Below are 15,635 nucleotides of genomic sequence, written 5' to 3' on the forward strand. Positions count from 1 at the left end.
AGATGTGTATAAGAGACAGCCTCAGGGGGGGGGCGTTATGACGCCGCCGCGCCGCGCGAATCCTCTGCCGTTCACCGTTGCTCGGTCTTTTTACAAAAATCGAGCGAAAAAGGTAAGAAAACCGAGCAACGGTGAAATCGAGGCGCACCGTTGCTCGGTTTTGTTGTAGCAATGGCGTTTTCGGCATTGTCGGGGCGTTGATCCATGGGTCAACGGCGTTCGCGACCCTCCTGCTTGCAGCAGGGCCGACGAAGTGCCGGAGCATCGAAGCGAGCCCCGCTGCATGTCGCGAGGGGCGGGAGAGTCATGATGGGAAGAACGTGCTCGTCGCCCTACGCCTGGGGTGAGGACGCGCCGAGGACCTCTCGGGCGATGGCGAGGTCGCTTTTGACCTCAGGATAGTCGTCGCCGCGATGCTGGCGGGTCTCGTCTCCCTTGGCAAGCAGGAGCACGACGGCGCCCTCGGGTGCAGCGAGGCCCTCATCGATGGCGCGACGCACCGCTTGTTCGCGGTCGTAGATCTCAAGGTGGGCGACGCCTTCGGGCGTGTTGGAGGCGAGCTCCGCGCAGATGTCCTCAACGCGCTCGTGAGCGGGGTCCTCTTCGGTGTAGATGATGAGGTCGGCATAGTTTCCGGCGGTTTCGGGGAGTACGCGCCGACGTTCCTGCGCCTTGCCGCCGGGAGCTCCAAATACTGCGATGATGCGTCGCCCGGGATATTCTTTTGTGACAGAGCGGAAGAGCGTTTCAAACGAGAGCTCGTTGTGGGCGTAGTCGACAATGGCGAGCACGCGCCCGTCGGCGGAGGGAACGAGCTCCATCCGGCCCGGCACGCGGACATGGGCGAGGCCTGCGCAGATATCCGGATAGGAGATGCTCATGAGGCGCGCGCAGGCGATGGCCGCCAGCGCGTTATCGACGTTGAACAGGCCCGCCATGCCGAGCGTCACATGGTGGCGGCCGCCTTGCTCGACAACGTCGAACGACAGGCCTGCTGCGGTGCTCGAGATGTTCTCGGCAAGGAAGTCTGGCGTCGGCAGCGGGGCCGCGGCATCCGGAGCGGCTGCCGCCTGGTCGTGAGAGGCGCGCAGCGTAATCAGGCGACGTGCAGATTGGGCTGAGGCAAGCACCTGCTCGATGTGGTCGCAGCCTAGGTTGACGACGGCGGTATCACACTGCTCGAAGATGCGGAGCTTGCTTGCAAAGTAGTCTTCAAAGGTGGGATGCTCGACGCTCGAGATGTGGTCGCGGCCGATGTTCAGGAAGCAGGCGATGGAGAGGGGCAGCCCCAGCACGCGGTCGTATTTGAGGCCCTGGCTGGAGACCTCCATGATCATGTGGCGGCGTCCCGCATCGACGGTGTTGTGCAGATGGCGCCACAGGTCGGGAGCCTCGGGAGTGGTGTTATGGCTCTCGAACCGCTGGATGCCGTCGTCGGTTTCAATCGATCCCAAGATGGACGCATCGACACCTGCGGCAGCCATGATGGAGCGGAGCATGTAGGCGACCGTCGACTTACCCTTTGTGCCGGTGATGCCGCAGATGGTTAGCTCGCGCTCGGGATGGTCGTAGATGGCTGGCGCGACGAGCGCCATGGCGCGGCGTACGTTCGATACGACGAGTGCCGGGGTGTCGGGTGCTGCCTGGGAAAGGGCTGCCGGCAGGGACGGGCATGCGGGGGACGAGGCGCCCTCGCACATGAAGGCGACTGCTCCGAGCTCGACCGCGCTCGAAAGGAAAGCGGGCCGGAATGCCGCCCCCTTGCACACGAAGAGATTGCCCGGCTCCACGGTGCGCGAGTCGATGCTCATGCCGCGGAGGCGGACATCACGCGCGTCGGCGGGCTCGACTACGGCATCGACGTCCTGGCCGGAAAGGATATCTGCGAGCTCGCCCAGGGTGAGGGCGGGAAGAGGGCTTATGACATGAGACACGATGGGCTCCTTCTAGTAGCGTGTTTCCACCATTGTACCGGTCATGTGAGAGCGAGAAGCTTCGCTCAACAGGCCCCCATGAGGAGTCCTTCGGCACGCGGCCTGCCAGAGCGCCCGAGAGGCCTATTCCAAAAGCTGGCCGCGCCAATATGCCACCGCGATCTGCGTGCGGTTTTTCAGGTGCAGCTTGGCAAGGATGGAGCTGATATGGTTGCGCACGGTGCCTTCTCCCATATAGGCCGTCGCTGCGATTTCCTTGTTGTCGAGGCCCTCGGCGACAAGGCGGGCAACCTCGTATTCGCGCTCAGTGAGCATCGCGAACGATTTCGGGCGTGCCGGGGTGAGAGGCAATGTCGCCCCCGGGGCGGCCGCGGCACGGGCGTTGCCGCCTTCGATGGGAACGGCGCCAATAAAGGGGAGCCGCTCTAGCACCTCGCCCTCGAGCACGCTCTGCCCGCGCATCACCGCCCGCAGCGCCGGCGCGATGGCGGCTGCGTCCTGCTTGATCAGATAGCCGCGCGCCCCGGCTCGCAAGGCGCGCACGATGTACTCGTCGTCTGAGAACGTGGTGAGAAACACGACGCGTGCGTCGGGGGTGCTGGCGAGGATCTCTTCGGCTGCGGAGAGCCCGTCGCGTCCGGGCATCTGAATGTCAAGCAGCAGCACGTCGGGCGAAAGCTCGCGGTAGAGTCGCACCGCGTCGTTCCCGTCGCGCCCGCTTCCGCTCACTTCGATATCGGGCTGGGCGCCCAGGATGATGCCGAGCGAGTCGCATATCAAGGTGTCGTCGTCCACGATAACGATTCTCATGAGCTGGTCCTTTCGACGGAGCGCCGCGTGGGGCGGCGTGCGTGCTTCTCGCATCGGCCGAGGTCAGCCGGAGCGATTGTCCTTTGGGATGGAGGCAAAGACGGCAAAGCCTTCGCTCGGGCGCGGCCCGGCGGAGAAGGTGCCTCCAAGAGCGCGGACGCGCTCCTCCATGGACGTAAGGCCAAGGCCCGTGGAGGTGGCAAACGCCGCGGCGTCGCCTGCGCTGGCCGGGGGCGTCGCGGCGCGCTCGGAGCTGCCGTTGTCGGCAATCGAGAGCCTCCAGAACCCCGGATGCTCGACGAGCGATAGCTCGATGCGGCTGGCGTCGCTGTGGCGAGCGACGTTTGAGAGGGCCTCGCGCGTTACGGCGACCAGGCAGTTTGCAACGGCGGCTGGGGCTGCTTCGACCTGTATGGTGGAGCTGACGGGACAGGGCGCGCCCTCAAGCGTCGCGCGCATCTGCGCGGCGAGGTCGATGCTGTCGTCGTGAAGGTCATGCACGCTTGCGCGCACGGTGTCGAGCGCTTCGTTCAGGGTCGCCCCAATTTGGGAAAACGCCTCGCACGTGTCGGGCTCTTCCGCGTGGAGCACCTGCTGGGCCTGGGTCTGCAGGATGGAGCGCGTCAACAAGTGGCCCACATTGTCGTGGATGGACCGGGCGATGCGGGAGCGCTCCTCGAGAACCGCCACGCGAACCTGGTAGTCCTGGCGGTCCATGAGGTCGCGGTTCTTCTCCGCGAGAGACAGCGCCTGCTCGCGGAGGGCGTCTCGCTGGCGATGGTTGGCGCTTCGTTGCACCTCGACGTCGCGGGTGCGGGCCGCCATGAGCGCGGCGGCAAGGCAAAGCCCAGCAGAAAGCCCGCAGGCCAAAGGAGACGTCGAGCCGCCGGTGGCAGCGGCGGCGATCGGCGCCGCGCACATGAGGGCGCGGGCTGCGGGGCGCGGGAGGCTGCGTGCGGGTTCGGCGGCAGAGGCGTCATGCCCGCTCGGTCGGGCAAGGTCGTAGGCAGCAAGGGGCAAGAAGGGCAGCAGCGCCTGTGCAAACACCGCGGCAACCGCATAGGCGATGGATGGCCACGCGCGTCGTCTCGGCGGAACGACCTCTCCAAGGCAGGCGGCGATGACGGCGACGAGCAGGGGCACCACGGAGGGCGCCTCGGCATCGAGCGCCGCCAAGGGCATGCAGCACAGCACGAGTGCGAGTTTGTCCATGAGTCGTTCCATGTTCTCGATTGTATCGGTGCACCGCGCCGTTGGCTGTCAGGATGGCCGCTTCTCGCCGGTCCGCTCCCGAATCGTGACATTTGTCACGGGCCGCGGGGCCTCATGTGGCAAATGACTCGCCCCCCGCCTGCCAGGCTGTGACAAATCTCACTTCCGCGGCGTCGGCGCGCCCGGGACAATGGTGACCGACAGAGGGGCTGCTCGCCCGTCCGAGCGGCGAGGCGATCGCGCCCGTGCGTCCGGGCATAAGGCCGTTCGCGTCCGCACGCCCAGGCGCATGCCGATTCGCCGCCGACTTCAGAGGAGGTTGTCATGGCAGACATCGTATCCGTGGACAGCGTGGTCAAGCGCTATGGCGAACTTGTCGCCCTTGACCATTTTGACCTGCACATCGCGCCGGGCGAGATCTTGGGCCTGCTCGGTCCCAACGGGTCGGGCAAGACGACCGCCATCAACTGCATGCTGCAGCTGCTCACCTACGACAAGGGCTCCATCGAGCTGTTCGGCGAGCCCATGACGCCGGCGCGCTATGACCTCAAGCGAAGGATCGGCGTGGTGCCGCAGCAGGTTGCGGTCATGAACGAGCTGACCGTGCGCGAGAACGTCGACTGCTTCTGCTCGCTCTACGTGCCGGACCGCAAGCTTCGCCAGCCGCTCGTGGAGGCGGCCATCGACTTCGTGGGCTTGGAAGACTTTATCGGGTTCCGTCCGCGCAAGCTCTCGGGCGGCTTGCTGCGTCGTCTCAATATCGCCTGCGGCATCGCGCATCGCCCCGAGCTCATCTTCTTCGACGAGCCCACGGTTGCGGTCGACCCGCAAAGCCGCAACGCCATCCTGCGCGGCATCCAGCGTCTGCGCGACGAGGGCGCCACGGTGGTCTATACGAGCCACTACATGGAAGAGGTCGAGCAGATCTGCTCGCGCATCGTGATCATGGACCATGGGCGCGTGCTGGCCCAGGGCACCGCCGACGAGCTTAAGCGGATGATCTCGGTGGGCGAGCGCATCCAGGTCGAAGTCGACCGCATGCCCGATGAGCTGCTGGCGCGCCTGCGCGCCCTGCCCCATGCGATCACGATCGAGGTGGAAGATGACGTGCTCGTCTGCGTATGCGAGGCGAGCCCGCATAACCTCATGGACGTGCTGCGCGAGCTCACCGATGCCGGCGTGGCGATCGGGCGCGTCTGGTCGGCGCCTCCCACGCTGAACGATGTCTTTCTCGAGATCACCGGCCGCGAGCTGCGCGACGGCGCCGAGGCGGGGAGGTGAGCCATGCTGACGCTCATCGGATACAACATCCGCTCGACGCTGCGGAACAGCACCGTCGTGATCTGGGTGGTGGTGTTTCCCATCTTGCTCGCGACGTTGCTCATGGTGATGCTTGGCGACATGACCTCGAACCGGTATCTGGGCACGATCGAGCTGGGCGTGGTGACAGATGATGCCTTTGCCTCGGACGAGGCGACGGGGCTGCGGGAGCTGCTCGCAGGGCTTGCTTCCGATGGGGGAGAGGTGCTCGACGCCGCGGGCGGCCTCATGGAGTCGTCGGATTCGCAGGATGAGGATGCCCCGCTGGGCCTTGCGCTAACAGGCTATGAGAATGACGAGGCTGCGCGGCAGGGACTGCTGGCCGGCGAGGTGGAGATGGTGGTAGGCGCTGATGCCGATGGCATGCCGAAGCTTACCGTGCCCCCGTCGAGCATGAACGGAACGGAGGAGTCGGTGGTGCAGGCGGTGCTGGACCGCTACGTGCAGGCGTCGCAGGCGGCGTCGGAGCTTGCGGCGGCTGACCCCGAGGCGCTGTCTGCCCCCGAGGCCGCCATGCAGCTTGCCCGCGACATGGCGGGCGACGACGTGGCGACCGAGCAGCTTGACATCATGCGCGTCGAGCCGAGAATGGCGACCAGGTTCTATTATGCGGTCCTGGGCTTTTCGAGCATCATGGGCTCCAATGTCGCCGCCCTCATGGTGGAGCGCATGCGCGCCAACATGTCGCCGGTGGGAATGCGCATGCAGGTGTCGTCTGCTCGCCCCGCCCGCCAGCTGCTTGCGGCGCTGATCGCAAGCTGGCTGATCGTCTTTGCCTGCCTGATCGTTGCGCTGGCCTACATGGTGGTCGTCGCTGGGGTCTCGTTTGCGGGGCGGGAGGCGCTCGCGCTTGCGGCCTGCGCCGCATGCGCACTCGTGTCGTGCGCCTTCGGAGCCTTCATCTGGTCGCTTCCCTGGCCCTCTCAGACGGCGAAGGACATCAGCCTGACGCTGAGCACCCTTGCGCTGTCGCTGCCAGCCGGCCTGTACGGGGACCCCGCCATGGCGCTTTCCGACTGGCTCACCGCGCATCTCCCCTGGCTCCAGACCATAAATCCGGCGGTCCAGGCAACCAATGCCTTTTACACGCTCACCTATTACGACTCGCTCGCGCCCTTTGCGGCAACGCTTGCCACGCTCGGTGCCATGGCGGCGGTGCTTTTTGGCGCGTCCGCGTTCTTCATGAGGAGGCAGCGCTATGCAAGTCTTTAGAATCGCCCTTCGGCTCATTCGCAACAGCTGGCCGCTGTTCGCCATATACGTCCTGGCGCTGTCGGCCATGGGCATGGTCATGGGTACCAGCGTGGGAGGCTCCGTGCCGAGCGACGAGGCGTATCAGCAGGAGTCGCCGCGCGCGGCCGTGATCGACCGCGACGGCAGCGAGGTGTCGCAGGCGCTTGAGGCCTTCGTGCGCTCGGAGAGCACCTATGTCGAGCTCGAGGACTCTACGTATGCGCTGCAGGATGCCGCCGCCCGCGACGTTGCGTCCTATGTGCTCGTCATCCCCGAGGGATGGGGAGAGGACATGCTTGCCGCCGCCCGCGAGGGGACGGACGCCCCCGCCCTTGAGACCATCGTGAGCTATAGCGGGGCCGATGGAACACTCATGGACGAGCGCGTCCGCGGCTGGGCACAGGAGCTCTATGCCTTGGCGGCGGCGAGCGATGCGCCTGCGTCGGATCTGATCTCGTGGTTGGGCGACGTGCAGCCCTCGGGCGTCGAGGTGTCGCGCGCCGAGCCGGAGGAGGCGGAGGTGCCCACCGACTACCTGGTCTATGTGCAGTTCGCCACCTACCCGCTCTTTGGCGGCATCGCGGCGATCGTCTCCCAGGGGCTGGCGAGCCTCCGCGATCCCGACGTGCGCCGCAGGCTGGGGGCGTCGAGCGTCTCGGATGGATCGTTTCGCTGCCAGACGGGCATGGCCATCGGGTTCTGCGGCGTGCTCGTCTGGGCGCTCAACGGGGCCCTCGGATTCATGGTGTATCGCGACGCGCTCGCGGGCGTTTCGATGGGGGCGGTCCTGCTCATCCAGATGGCGCTTCTCGCGCTGGCGCTCGTGGGCACGGGATTTGGCTTTTTGCTGTGGCAGCTGGGCGTGTCGCACGAGGTGGCGCACGCCGTCGCGAACATCGCGAGCATGGTGCTCACCTTTTTGGCCGGAACCTGGGTCTCGATTGACCAGATGGGGCCTGCGATCGAGAGCATCGCCCGCCTGACGCCCGGGTACTGGTGCGTGCAGGGGATTGTGCGGGTGTACGAGGCGCCCCGGATCACGCTCGACGTGGCGGCGGACGTGGCGGCCTGTGCCGGCGTGACCGCGCTGTTCGCGGTGGCGGTGGTCTCGGTGGCGCTGGCCTTGGGGCGCGTGCGCGACCGCGAGGCTGCCTAGTCTCAGGTTTTCGACAAGGGAAGGAGTCTCGCGGGGCCGACATCGGAGATAATGGGCATGCGCTATGCGCCGCGGGCAATCGCCTGGCCCGCGCGTTGACGTCCATCACACAAGGGGAGGGCTGTATGCCTACGAAGGCCAACGTCTACTATTGCAACCTGCGCACTCACGGCAGAGAAAGCCAGCTTGATAAGCTCAAGCGCCTCATTCGACGTGCGGGCATCGGCGAGATCGACTTCGAGAACAAGTTTGTCGCCATCAAGATCCACTTCGGCGAGCTCGGCAACCTTTCTTTTCTGCGCCCCAACTATGCGCGCGCCGTCGCCGACGTGGTGAAGGAGCTTGGCGGCAAGCCCTTCCTCACAGACTGCAACACGCTCTATGTCGGCAGCCGTAAAAACGCGCTCGAGCACATCGATTGCGCCTATCAGAACGGATTCACGCCCTATGCCACCGGCTGCCACGTGATCATCGCCGACGGCCTCAAGGGCACCGACGAGACGCTCGTGCCGGTCAAAGGCGGCGAATACGTGAAGGAGGCCAAGATCGGCCACGCCCTCATGGATGCCGACATCGTGATCAGCCTCACGCATTTCAAGGGCCATGAGCAGGCCGGCTTCGGCGGCTGCATGAAGAACCTCGGCATGGGCGGCGGCAGCCGCGCGGGCAAGATGGAGCAGCACGCCGCTGGCAAGCCGAGCGTCACGAGCGAGGCGTGCATCGGCTGCCGTGCCTGCGAGCGCATCTGCGCGCATGGTGCCGTCTCGTTTGACGAGACCCGTGAGCGCGAGCTTAAGGGCGGCAAGATCGTGACCGTGTCGGTGGCGTCTATCGACCATGACCGGTGCGTGGGCTGCGGGCGCTGCATCGGCGCATGCAACCAGGACGCGATCGAGCCCGACTACGACGCCGCGGTCGACGTCCTCAACTATAAGATCGCCGAGTATACAAAGGCGATCGTCCAGGATCGCCCGCAGTTCCATATCTCGCTCGCCATCGACATTTCGCCTAACTGCGACTGCCATGCCGAAAACGATACGCCCATCGTGCCCGATCTCGGCATGTTCGCAAGCTTTGACCCGGTCGCCATCGACCAGGCGTGCATCGACATGGCGCTCGCGGCTCCCGCGATGCCCGATACCGAGCTGACCGAGATGCGTGCGAAGCTGGAGAGCGAGGGAGGCGTTCCCGAGCGCTGCGAGCACGACCACTTCAACATGACGCATCCCGACACCAACTGGCGCTCGATGATCGAGCACGCCGAAAAGATCGGCCTGGGCACGAGCTCCTACGAACTCATCGAGGTCAAGTAGCGAGTGGTCATTTGGGGACGGGGTCGTTTCATCCACCGGCGGTGAACCTGGCGTGAGCCCCCGAGACAGCCCTTTCATGTCGACGGCGTCCTCTGGCACCGAGCCCGAGGACGCCGTCGTCTGCGAGTGCATGCGCCGGCAAGCGTCTCGAGCGCGTTCAATGGCATGGGGCTCATCGCTGGACGCGGCGCGAAAGCTGCTGACCTCCGGGGCGGCAACCGCCTAGCAACGTATGCAACTCTCCGTTCTTTAGAACTCAAAGCTCCAGCTTGCGCTCCATTCGATCTGTCCGGTAGTGAGATAGAGCACGATGCCGATGATGATCACAATCACCGCGATGATGATGAACGGTACGGGGCTTTTGCTTTTGAAGAACATGGGACTCCTCCTCCACGGCGTCGCCCGGCGGGCGGCATGGCTGCTTACGCCTATGATGGGCGTGGGCGGCGGCAAGAGTTTGGTGGGGTGCACGTTTTACATTCCCAAGGCGAGCGGCACGTCAGGTGATTAACGGGGCGGACATATGTAGGGCTTTGGAATCTGCTATAGTTATGAGCAGTCTATTTTTGGAGGATGCCAACCCACATGCCTGCATCTGGCGACAGCTCAACTGCTCGAAGTACCTCGGGCGCCGGTGTCGAACCTGCGCCTGCCGATTCTAGCCGCCTTGACGGCCCCTGCTCGTCTGCCGAGTCTATCTCTAGCGACGCCGTCTCGACCTCAGACGTTATCTCGCCGATAGCGAGCCCTGATGTGCCGGACGATGCCGCGCTCGCTATCGACGGCAGCCTTTGCATGAATTGCCCAAGGCGGCGCCGTGGATGCCCGCAGCTTCAGCGCCCTGAGCGCCCGCGAAGCTCAAAAGAGCCGCCTCACTACACGCTTGGCGAAGAGATCGCCAACTCCATCACCCATGGCATCGGGGTCTTGCTTGCCATCGCGGGGCTCGTGCTCCTCATAGTGAAGGCAGCCCTTGGCGGGGCGGAGCCCACGCACATCGCCTCGGCGATCGTCTTCGGCGTCACGCTCATCCTCGAGTATCTCGCCTCGACGCTTTATCACGCCATCGCGGTGCCCGCCGCCAAGCGCATCTTCCGCACCATCGATCACAGCTGCATCTATCTGCTCATCGCGGGCAGCTACACCCCGTTTTGCCTCATCACGCTGGCAAACGATGGCGGCATCGTGCTCTTCGTGCTGGTATGGGCGCTTGCCTTTGCGGGCATCTCCTTCGAGATCGTCGGCCGTCAGCGACAGCCGCGCTGGGTGACGATCCTCATCTACCTCGTTATGGGGTGGCTGGTGGTCTTCCGCCTTCCGCAGCTCATCGCCGCGCTCGATCCGGTGGCGCTCGCCCTGCTCACCGTGGGCGGCATCTGCTATACCATCGGCACGGCGTTCTACCTCATGAAGAAGATTCGCTATATGCACAGCGTGTGGCACCTGTGGGTGCTCGCCGGCAGCGTCTTCATGTTCATGGCGGTGATCTTGTACGTGATATAGACAAGACCCCGCACCCGCGGCCGCGCATCGGTCCCGCGGAGCCTTCGTTGTTTGTATGGTCGCGCTCACGCGCGTTCCAAGCCCTGATCGGGAGGTCTGATTCATTGCCATGGGCATGATCGTTTTTTCCATCGTCGCGACGCTGCTGCTCACCCTTCTCAACGGGTTCTTCTCCATGTCGGAGATGGCCCTGACCACGGCGAAGCGCGCCTCGCTTGAACATGATGTCGAAGAGGGCGACCGCCGCGCCGCCCAGGCGCTCGAGCTCGCCGCCGATTCCACGGACTTTCTGGCCACCATCCAGGTCGCCATCACGCTCGTGGGCTTCTTCTCGGCGACGGTTTCGTCCAACACGCTCTCCGACCCGCTTGCGAGCTGGCTCGAGTCCTTTGGCGTCGCGCCGCTCACCGCGGTGGCGCCCGTGATCTCGCCCATCGTGATCACGCTCATCGTGTCGTATCTCTCCATCGTCATCGGCGAGCTCGTTCCCAAGCGCATCGGCTTGTCGGACGCCGAGGGCATGGCAAAGTCCGTCGCCGGCACCATCATGGTGTTCCGCCGCATCGCCAAGCCGCTCGTGTGGCTCACCCAGGCAAGCGCCAACGGCATCAGCGCCGTCTTGGGCATCAAGAGCGCCGACGACCGCCAGAACGTCTCCGAAGAAGAGATCAAATACATGGTTTCGGAGCAGGATACGCTGCTCGACGAGGAGAAGCGCATGATCCACGAGATCTTCGACCTGGGCGACGCCGTTGCGCGCGAGGTCATGGTTCCGCGCGTGGATGTGACCATGGCGGAGGACACCGATACGGTGGAAGAGGTGCTCGACGTCATGCGCCGCACGGGCTATTCGCGCATCCCTGTCTACCATGAGGATCCCGACTGCGTGACGGGCATCGCGCACATCAAGGATTTGATCGAGCTCGCGCTGTCGAGCGAGGGCAAGCATGCGGTGAAGGGGAGCCTGCGCGACGCCACCTTTGTGCCCGACACGAAGGATATCCTCCCCCTGCTTTCCGAGATGCAGACGGCTCACGAGCAGATGGTCGTGGTGGTCGATGAGTATGGCGGAACCGCTGGCGTGATCACCATCGAGGACATCGTCGAGGAGATCGTGGGCGAGATTGAGGACGAGTTCGACCCCGACAACAAGTACCTCACGCGCCTCTCGCGCCGCGAATGGCTTGTCGACGGACGCTTTTCCTGCGACGATGCTGTCGAGATGGGCTGGCCCATCGAGCTTTCGGACGACTACGAGACCATCGCCGGCTGGATTTTGGAAGTCTGCGACGGCGTTCCTAATATCGGAGAGATAATCGAAGCCGAGGGGTACAAGTTCAAGGTGCAGTCCATGCGCGGACAGCGCATCTCGCTGATTCGTGTCATCGCGCCTGTCGAGCAGGAGCGCCCCGAGGCGGCTCCCGACGTGGCGGATGCCGCAAAGGACGACCGCAAAGAGGGCGCCCGCCGCGAGAGCGCCCGCAAGGACGCCCAGGACGCACGCGCCGACAAATAGGCCAGGCGAGGAACGGAGAGTCATGGCAGAGCTGTTCAACATCTTGAAGATCACGGTTGACGAGGACAAGGCCCGCGCGCGGGTGCTGGTGAATCCGGATATGCCGCTTCGCACCTCGGAAGACATCGAGGCGACGGCGCGGGTGTACTACCTGGCGCCGGCCATCGCCAAGCACGTGTGCCTGGGAGACGCCGGCCGCGAGTTTCAAGACTGCATGGGCGACACCGAGATCGCCCACCTGTTGGAGCACCTTACCGTCGAGATCATGAACGAGACGGGGCTTGCGGGCGATATCTCCTGCGGTCGCACGCGTGCCATCGAAAACGATCCTCGTGTCTATGAGATCGAGCTGTCCTGCCCCGATGACGCGCTCACCATCGGCTCGCTGTCTTCGGCCACCTTCATGATGGATTGGGCGTTCTTGCACTCGGACGTTCAGGCGCCCGATCTGCCAGGCACGGTGGATGCCCTGCGCAGGCTGGTGCTGTCGCTGCGTGGCGAAGGCGACGAAGAAGCCTCGTCCGAGGATGTGCCCGCAGAGGAGGCAGGGCCCATGGGGGAGCCCACGGAGCCTGCGCAGGCGCGGATCGACGTCGAGGGCGCCGCTGTGGGCGCCGCCCAGGCGGACGAGCCGGACGGCGATGCTCCGCGACCGGTCTTTGGTGGCGCGGCCGCAGGACATATGGAGTAATGCTGCACGTGAATCCCCGATGCGGTTGGCTCCCCGCGCCGATTCCGCCGTTTGCAGGGGCGTGGGCGTGTCGCTGCGTCTTCCGGGTATAATGTGGAACCATCCTTAACGTCAATCCTCACACGGGAGGGAATAGACATGGGCAAGACTTTTAGCTTTGTCGTGGGCGCCGCGCTCGGTGCCGCCGCCGGCACCATCGTCGGAATCCTGGTAGCCCCGCGCTCGGGCGCCGAGACCCGCGCCATGGCAGCCGATATGGCCAACGATGCATGGGATAACGCTCGCGACATGTACGAGCAGGGCGCAGAGCAGGCTCGCGCCGCCGTCAGCGACTTCGGCCCCATGGTCGACGCCAAGACCGATGAGCTTCGCGCCAAGGTCGACCTTGCCCGCGAGCGCATGGACCAGCTCCGCGAGACCCTCAACGAGGCCGTGTCCGGCGGCAACGTGACGCCCGCCGTGGACGTCGAGGTCGAGTTCGCCGATCCCGTGAAGGACGCTGCCGCCTCTGTCGAGGTCTAATGCGCGCACACGACTTCCAAGGGCTCAAGGTGTACCGCGCCGTGCCCAAAGACAAGCAGACGCGTAAAGACGGCACGCCGCGCGACCCTCGCAAGCTGGGACGTATCCATTTTCCGGTGTTCACCGCCGACGGCATGCGCATGGTCGGCTTCATGGTCACCCCGCCCGATGTGGTGGGCATGATCAAGCAGCCCGACCGCTTCGTCGCCTTCGACGCGCTTTCGGTATACGAGGGCGTGTTCGTCGTCGCCGACGACAAGGGCTCCTATGACAAGGCCGCTGCCAAGCGGTTGGGAATCGACCTGGATGCCTGCATCATCTGGTGCGGCATGGACGTGGTCACCACGTCGGGCAAGAAGTTGGGATACTGCGAGGACGCAGACTTCAACCCCAAGACCGGCAAGGTGAAGAGCTTCTTCATCACGGCCGGTGTCACCGCGACCGCGTTGCTGGGCAACATCGAGATGCCCGCCAGCTACCTGCGCGGCTATCGAGAGGGCGCCATGGTGGTCGCCGACGAGGCCGCCTCGCTCGAGGTGTCGGGCGGCATGGCCGCCAAGGCGGCCGAGGCGAGCGTGGTGATCGGCGACAAGGTGAAGAAGGGCGCCCAGAAGTTCGACGAGAAGGGGTCGGCCGCCGTCGACAAGGGGAGCCGCGCCCTGGGCAAGCAGCTTGGCAAGACGCGTGGCATGTTCTCCGCCTTTAAGGACGAGTTCAAGAAGGCCGCGGGTCCTGCGCCCAAAAAGACAAGTAAGAAATAGGCGCGTCCGACGAGGCCTCCCCGTCGGCGCGCCGTCGCAAGATCATGAGGAGGAGAACCGTTGCCTAACTACACCACCTCCTACTCGGGTAACAAGTCCAGGCCGCACATGCGTCGCGGCAGGGGCAGCACAGGCTATCAGCTTCCGGGCGCCCGCCAGAGGGCGACGCGCCGCCGTGGAGCCATGTACCTCAATCATTCGCAAGGCTTCGGCCGGCGCCGCCAGGGCTTTCACGCGGGCGGCAACAATTCTCGCAAGCCATATGCCGTCATTGCCGTGGCATGCGCCTTCTTGTTCTTTGTCGCCAGCATCATCTGGTACATGAACCGCTCGGTCGACATCACGCTGAACGGCGAGCCGGCCTCGGTGCGCATCAACGCGACCATAGAGCAGCTCATAGCCGATCAAGGCCTTGACGAGACCACCCAGGCGGGAGACCTTTTGGCGGTGGACGACTCGGTGCTCGAGCGTGAGGGCGGCGCACGCTACTCGGTCACCCTCAACGGGGACGCGGTGGAGCTCGACGCCCTGTCGACGACTTCTCTCACCGGCGGAGAAGAGGTCACGGTCGAGGACGGCCCGGATACCTATGAGGACCACGACGTCCAGGCGACGACTATCGAGCCGACGCTCACGGTGAGCGGCACGGGCGCCATCCAATGCGTGAAGACCTGGGGCATTCCCGGCAGGTCCGAAGTGTGGACGGGCAAGGTGTCGGGCATCGTGGCCGATCGCGGAGTCGTGCAGGAGGTCGTGAATTGCGAGGTCGTCTCGTCGTCGGTTACGCCCGATCAGGGGAGCTATATCGCGCTCACCTTCGATGAGGGGCCGAGCGAATACACCGAGCAGATCGTACAGATCCTCGAGGAAAAGGGAGTCAAGGCGACGTTCTTCCTCTCGGGTGACGCCGTCGAGGCGAACCCGGCGGCGGCGAAGGCCATCTCCGATGCGGGCTGCGAGCTGGGGAGCAACTCCTATAGCGACACGGACCTCACCGAGCTTTCGGGCGAGGAGCTTCGAGTCCAGATCACGCGCGGCTTCGATGCGCTCAGCGCGGCGACGGGCCAGGAGGTGAGCCTGCTGCGAGCCCCCTATGCGGCGTTTTCGGAGGAGAGCTGGGCGGAGGCCATGGATTTGGTGAGCGCGGTGGTCTCGTGGAACGTTGACTCGGGCGACTGGCTGCTTCCCGGCGCCGACCAGGTGGTCCAAGACGTCTGCGACTCGGTGCGAAACGGTAACATCGTTCTGCTTACCGACAACGCCGAGGTCGGCGCACAGACCGTCGAGGCCTTGCCGGCGCTTATCGACCAGCTGCAGGGCATGGGCTACAAGCTGGTGACGCTCTCCGAGTTGGTTGCGTCGGATGAGAGCCTCTCCGAGGCACTCGACCTTTCAAAGGTCACGATGCCCGAGGACGCCGTGCTGCCCACGTTGGCAGACGACGCGTCCACAGGCGAGGGCGCGTGACGCACGGCCGCGCGGGCGCCGCATGCCGGTCATGTGCGCGCGGCGCCCATGGGGGCCTCGTGTCTCGCGGGCCGCGGCGGCGCGCCATATGTGGGCCCATCGGCGGGGCATAGGTTCAAAATGGCGGGTGCCGTGCGCGCCCGCACCTGTTATAGTATGGGCGGTTGTCGCGAGGCGACCGCTTTTTTGTAGGGCCT

The 15,635-nt window shown here is 65.0% G+C and carries 15 protein-coding genes; 11 read left to right on the plus strand and 4 right to left on the minus strand.

Features of this window, described 5'->3' with window-relative positions; all coding sequences use genetic code 11:
- Window positions 1-332: 332 nt before the first annotated feature.
- From H6A15_RS04845 to H6A15_RS04855, 3 genes are all read right to left on the minus strand, one after another.
- On the minus strand, window positions 333-1,934 hold the full coding sequence (locus H6A15_RS04845) for a UDP-N-acetylmuramoyl-L-alanyl-D-glutamate--2,6-diaminopimelate ligase (RefSeq protein WP_342635818.1): 1,602 nt from the start codon (window positions 1,932-1,934) through the stop codon (window positions 333-335).
- A 123-nt stretch (window positions 1,935-2,057) separates the two neighbouring features.
- Entirely contained in the window at window positions 2,058-2,744 is a 687-nt protein-coding gene (locus tag H6A15_RS04850) for a response regulator transcription factor (RefSeq protein ID WP_204672633.1), read from the minus strand.
- A gap of 63 nt (window positions 2,745-2,807) precedes the next feature.
- Window positions 2,808-3,956 (minus strand): sensor histidine kinase, encoded by a 1,149-nt coding sequence (locus H6A15_RS04855; protein WP_204672634.1) that lies wholly within the window; start codon window positions 3,954-3,956, stop codon window positions 2,808-2,810.
- A 324-nt stretch (window positions 3,957-4,280) separates the two neighbouring features.
- On the opposite strand from H6A15_RS04855, the gene H6A15_RS04860 reads away from it, so the two are divergent.
- The 4 genes from H6A15_RS04860 (at window position 4,281) to H6A15_RS04875 (ending at window position 8,978) form a co-directional block, all read left to right on the plus strand.
- On the plus strand, window positions 4,281-5,237 hold the full coding sequence (locus tag H6A15_RS04860; protein WP_204672635.1) for an ABC transporter ATP-binding protein: 957 nt from the start codon (window positions 4,281-4,283) through the stop codon (window positions 5,235-5,237).
- Between the two features lie 3 nt (window positions 5,238-5,240).
- On the plus strand, window positions 5,241-6,488 hold the full coding sequence (locus H6A15_RS04865) for an ABC transporter permease (protein WP_204672636.1): 1,248 nt from the start codon (window positions 5,241-5,243) through the stop codon (window positions 6,486-6,488).
- Window positions 6,475-7,665 (plus strand): ABC transporter permease, encoded by a 1,191-nt coding sequence (locus H6A15_RS04870; protein WP_204672637.1) that lies wholly within the window; start codon window positions 6,475-6,477, stop codon window positions 7,663-7,665. Before H6A15_RS04865 ends, H6A15_RS04870 begins: the two co-directional genes overlap by 14 nt.
- Before the next feature lie 125 nt (window positions 7,666-7,790).
- Window positions 7,791-8,978 (plus strand): DUF362 domain-containing protein, encoded by a 1,188-nt coding sequence (locus tag H6A15_RS04875; protein WP_204672638.1) that lies wholly within the window; start codon window positions 7,791-7,793, stop codon window positions 8,976-8,978.
- Window positions 8,979-9,227: 249 nt separating this feature from the next.
- On the opposite strand, the gene H6A15_RS10550 is transcribed toward H6A15_RS04875, so the two are convergent.
- Window positions 9,228-9,356: a hypothetical protein gene (locus H6A15_RS10550; protein WP_275060832.1), complete on the minus strand. Its 129-nt coding sequence runs from the start codon at window positions 9,354-9,356 to the stop codon at window positions 9,228-9,230.
- On the opposite strand from H6A15_RS10550, the gene H6A15_RS10555 reads away from it, so the two are divergent.
- The 7 genes from H6A15_RS10555 (at window position 9,355) to H6A15_RS04905 (ending at window position 15,438) form a co-directional block, all read left to right on the plus strand.
- Complete coding sequence (locus H6A15_RS10555; protein WP_275060833.1) at window positions 9,355-9,489, plus strand: hypothetical protein; 135 nt, start codon at window positions 9,355-9,357, stop codon at window positions 9,487-9,489. The two genes, H6A15_RS10550 and H6A15_RS10555, sit on opposite strands and share 2 nt — an antisense overlap.
- Window positions 9,490-9,563: 74 nt before the next feature.
- A complete protein-coding gene (gene trhA, locus H6A15_RS04880) occupies window positions 9,564-10,481 on the plus strand; it encodes a PAQR family membrane homeostasis protein TrhA (RefSeq protein WP_239462360.1) in 918 nt (305 codons plus the stop codon).
- Between the two features lie 109 nt (window positions 10,482-10,590).
- Window positions 10,591-11,997, plus strand: coding sequence for a hemolysin family protein (locus tag H6A15_RS04885; protein WP_204672639.1), 1,407 nt, complete (start codon window positions 10,591-10,593; stop codon window positions 11,995-11,997).
- Between the two features lie 22 nt (window positions 11,998-12,019).
- Window positions 12,020-12,688 carry a cyanophycin synthetase family protein gene (locus H6A15_RS04890; protein WP_204672640.1) on the plus strand — a complete coding sequence of 223 codons (669 nt, stop codon included), beginning with the start codon at window positions 12,020-12,022 and terminating at the stop codon, window positions 12,686-12,688.
- Window positions 12,689-12,826: 138 nt separating this feature from the next.
- Window positions 12,827-13,210, plus strand: coding sequence for a YtxH domain-containing protein (locus tag H6A15_RS04895; protein ID WP_204672641.1), 384 nt, complete (start codon window positions 12,827-12,829; stop codon window positions 13,208-13,210).
- Complete coding sequence (locus tag H6A15_RS04900; RefSeq protein ID WP_204672642.1) at window positions 13,210-13,971, plus strand: PRC-barrel domain containing protein; 762 nt, start codon at window positions 13,210-13,212, stop codon at window positions 13,969-13,971. The genes H6A15_RS04895 and H6A15_RS04900 overlap by 1 nt, the downstream gene beginning before the upstream one ends.
- Before the next feature lie 60 nt (window positions 13,972-14,031).
- A complete protein-coding gene (locus H6A15_RS04905) occupies window positions 14,032-15,438 on the plus strand; it encodes a polysaccharide deacetylase family protein (protein ID WP_204672643.1) in 1,407 nt (468 codons plus the stop codon).
- Window positions 15,439-15,635 lie beyond the last annotated feature (197 nt).

It is taken from the genome of Enorma phocaeensis (assembly GCF_016901575.1).
In the GTDB taxonomy this organism is placed as follows: domain Bacteria; phylum Actinomycetota; class Coriobacteriia; order Coriobacteriales; family Coriobacteriaceae; genus Limicola; species Limicola phocaeensis_A.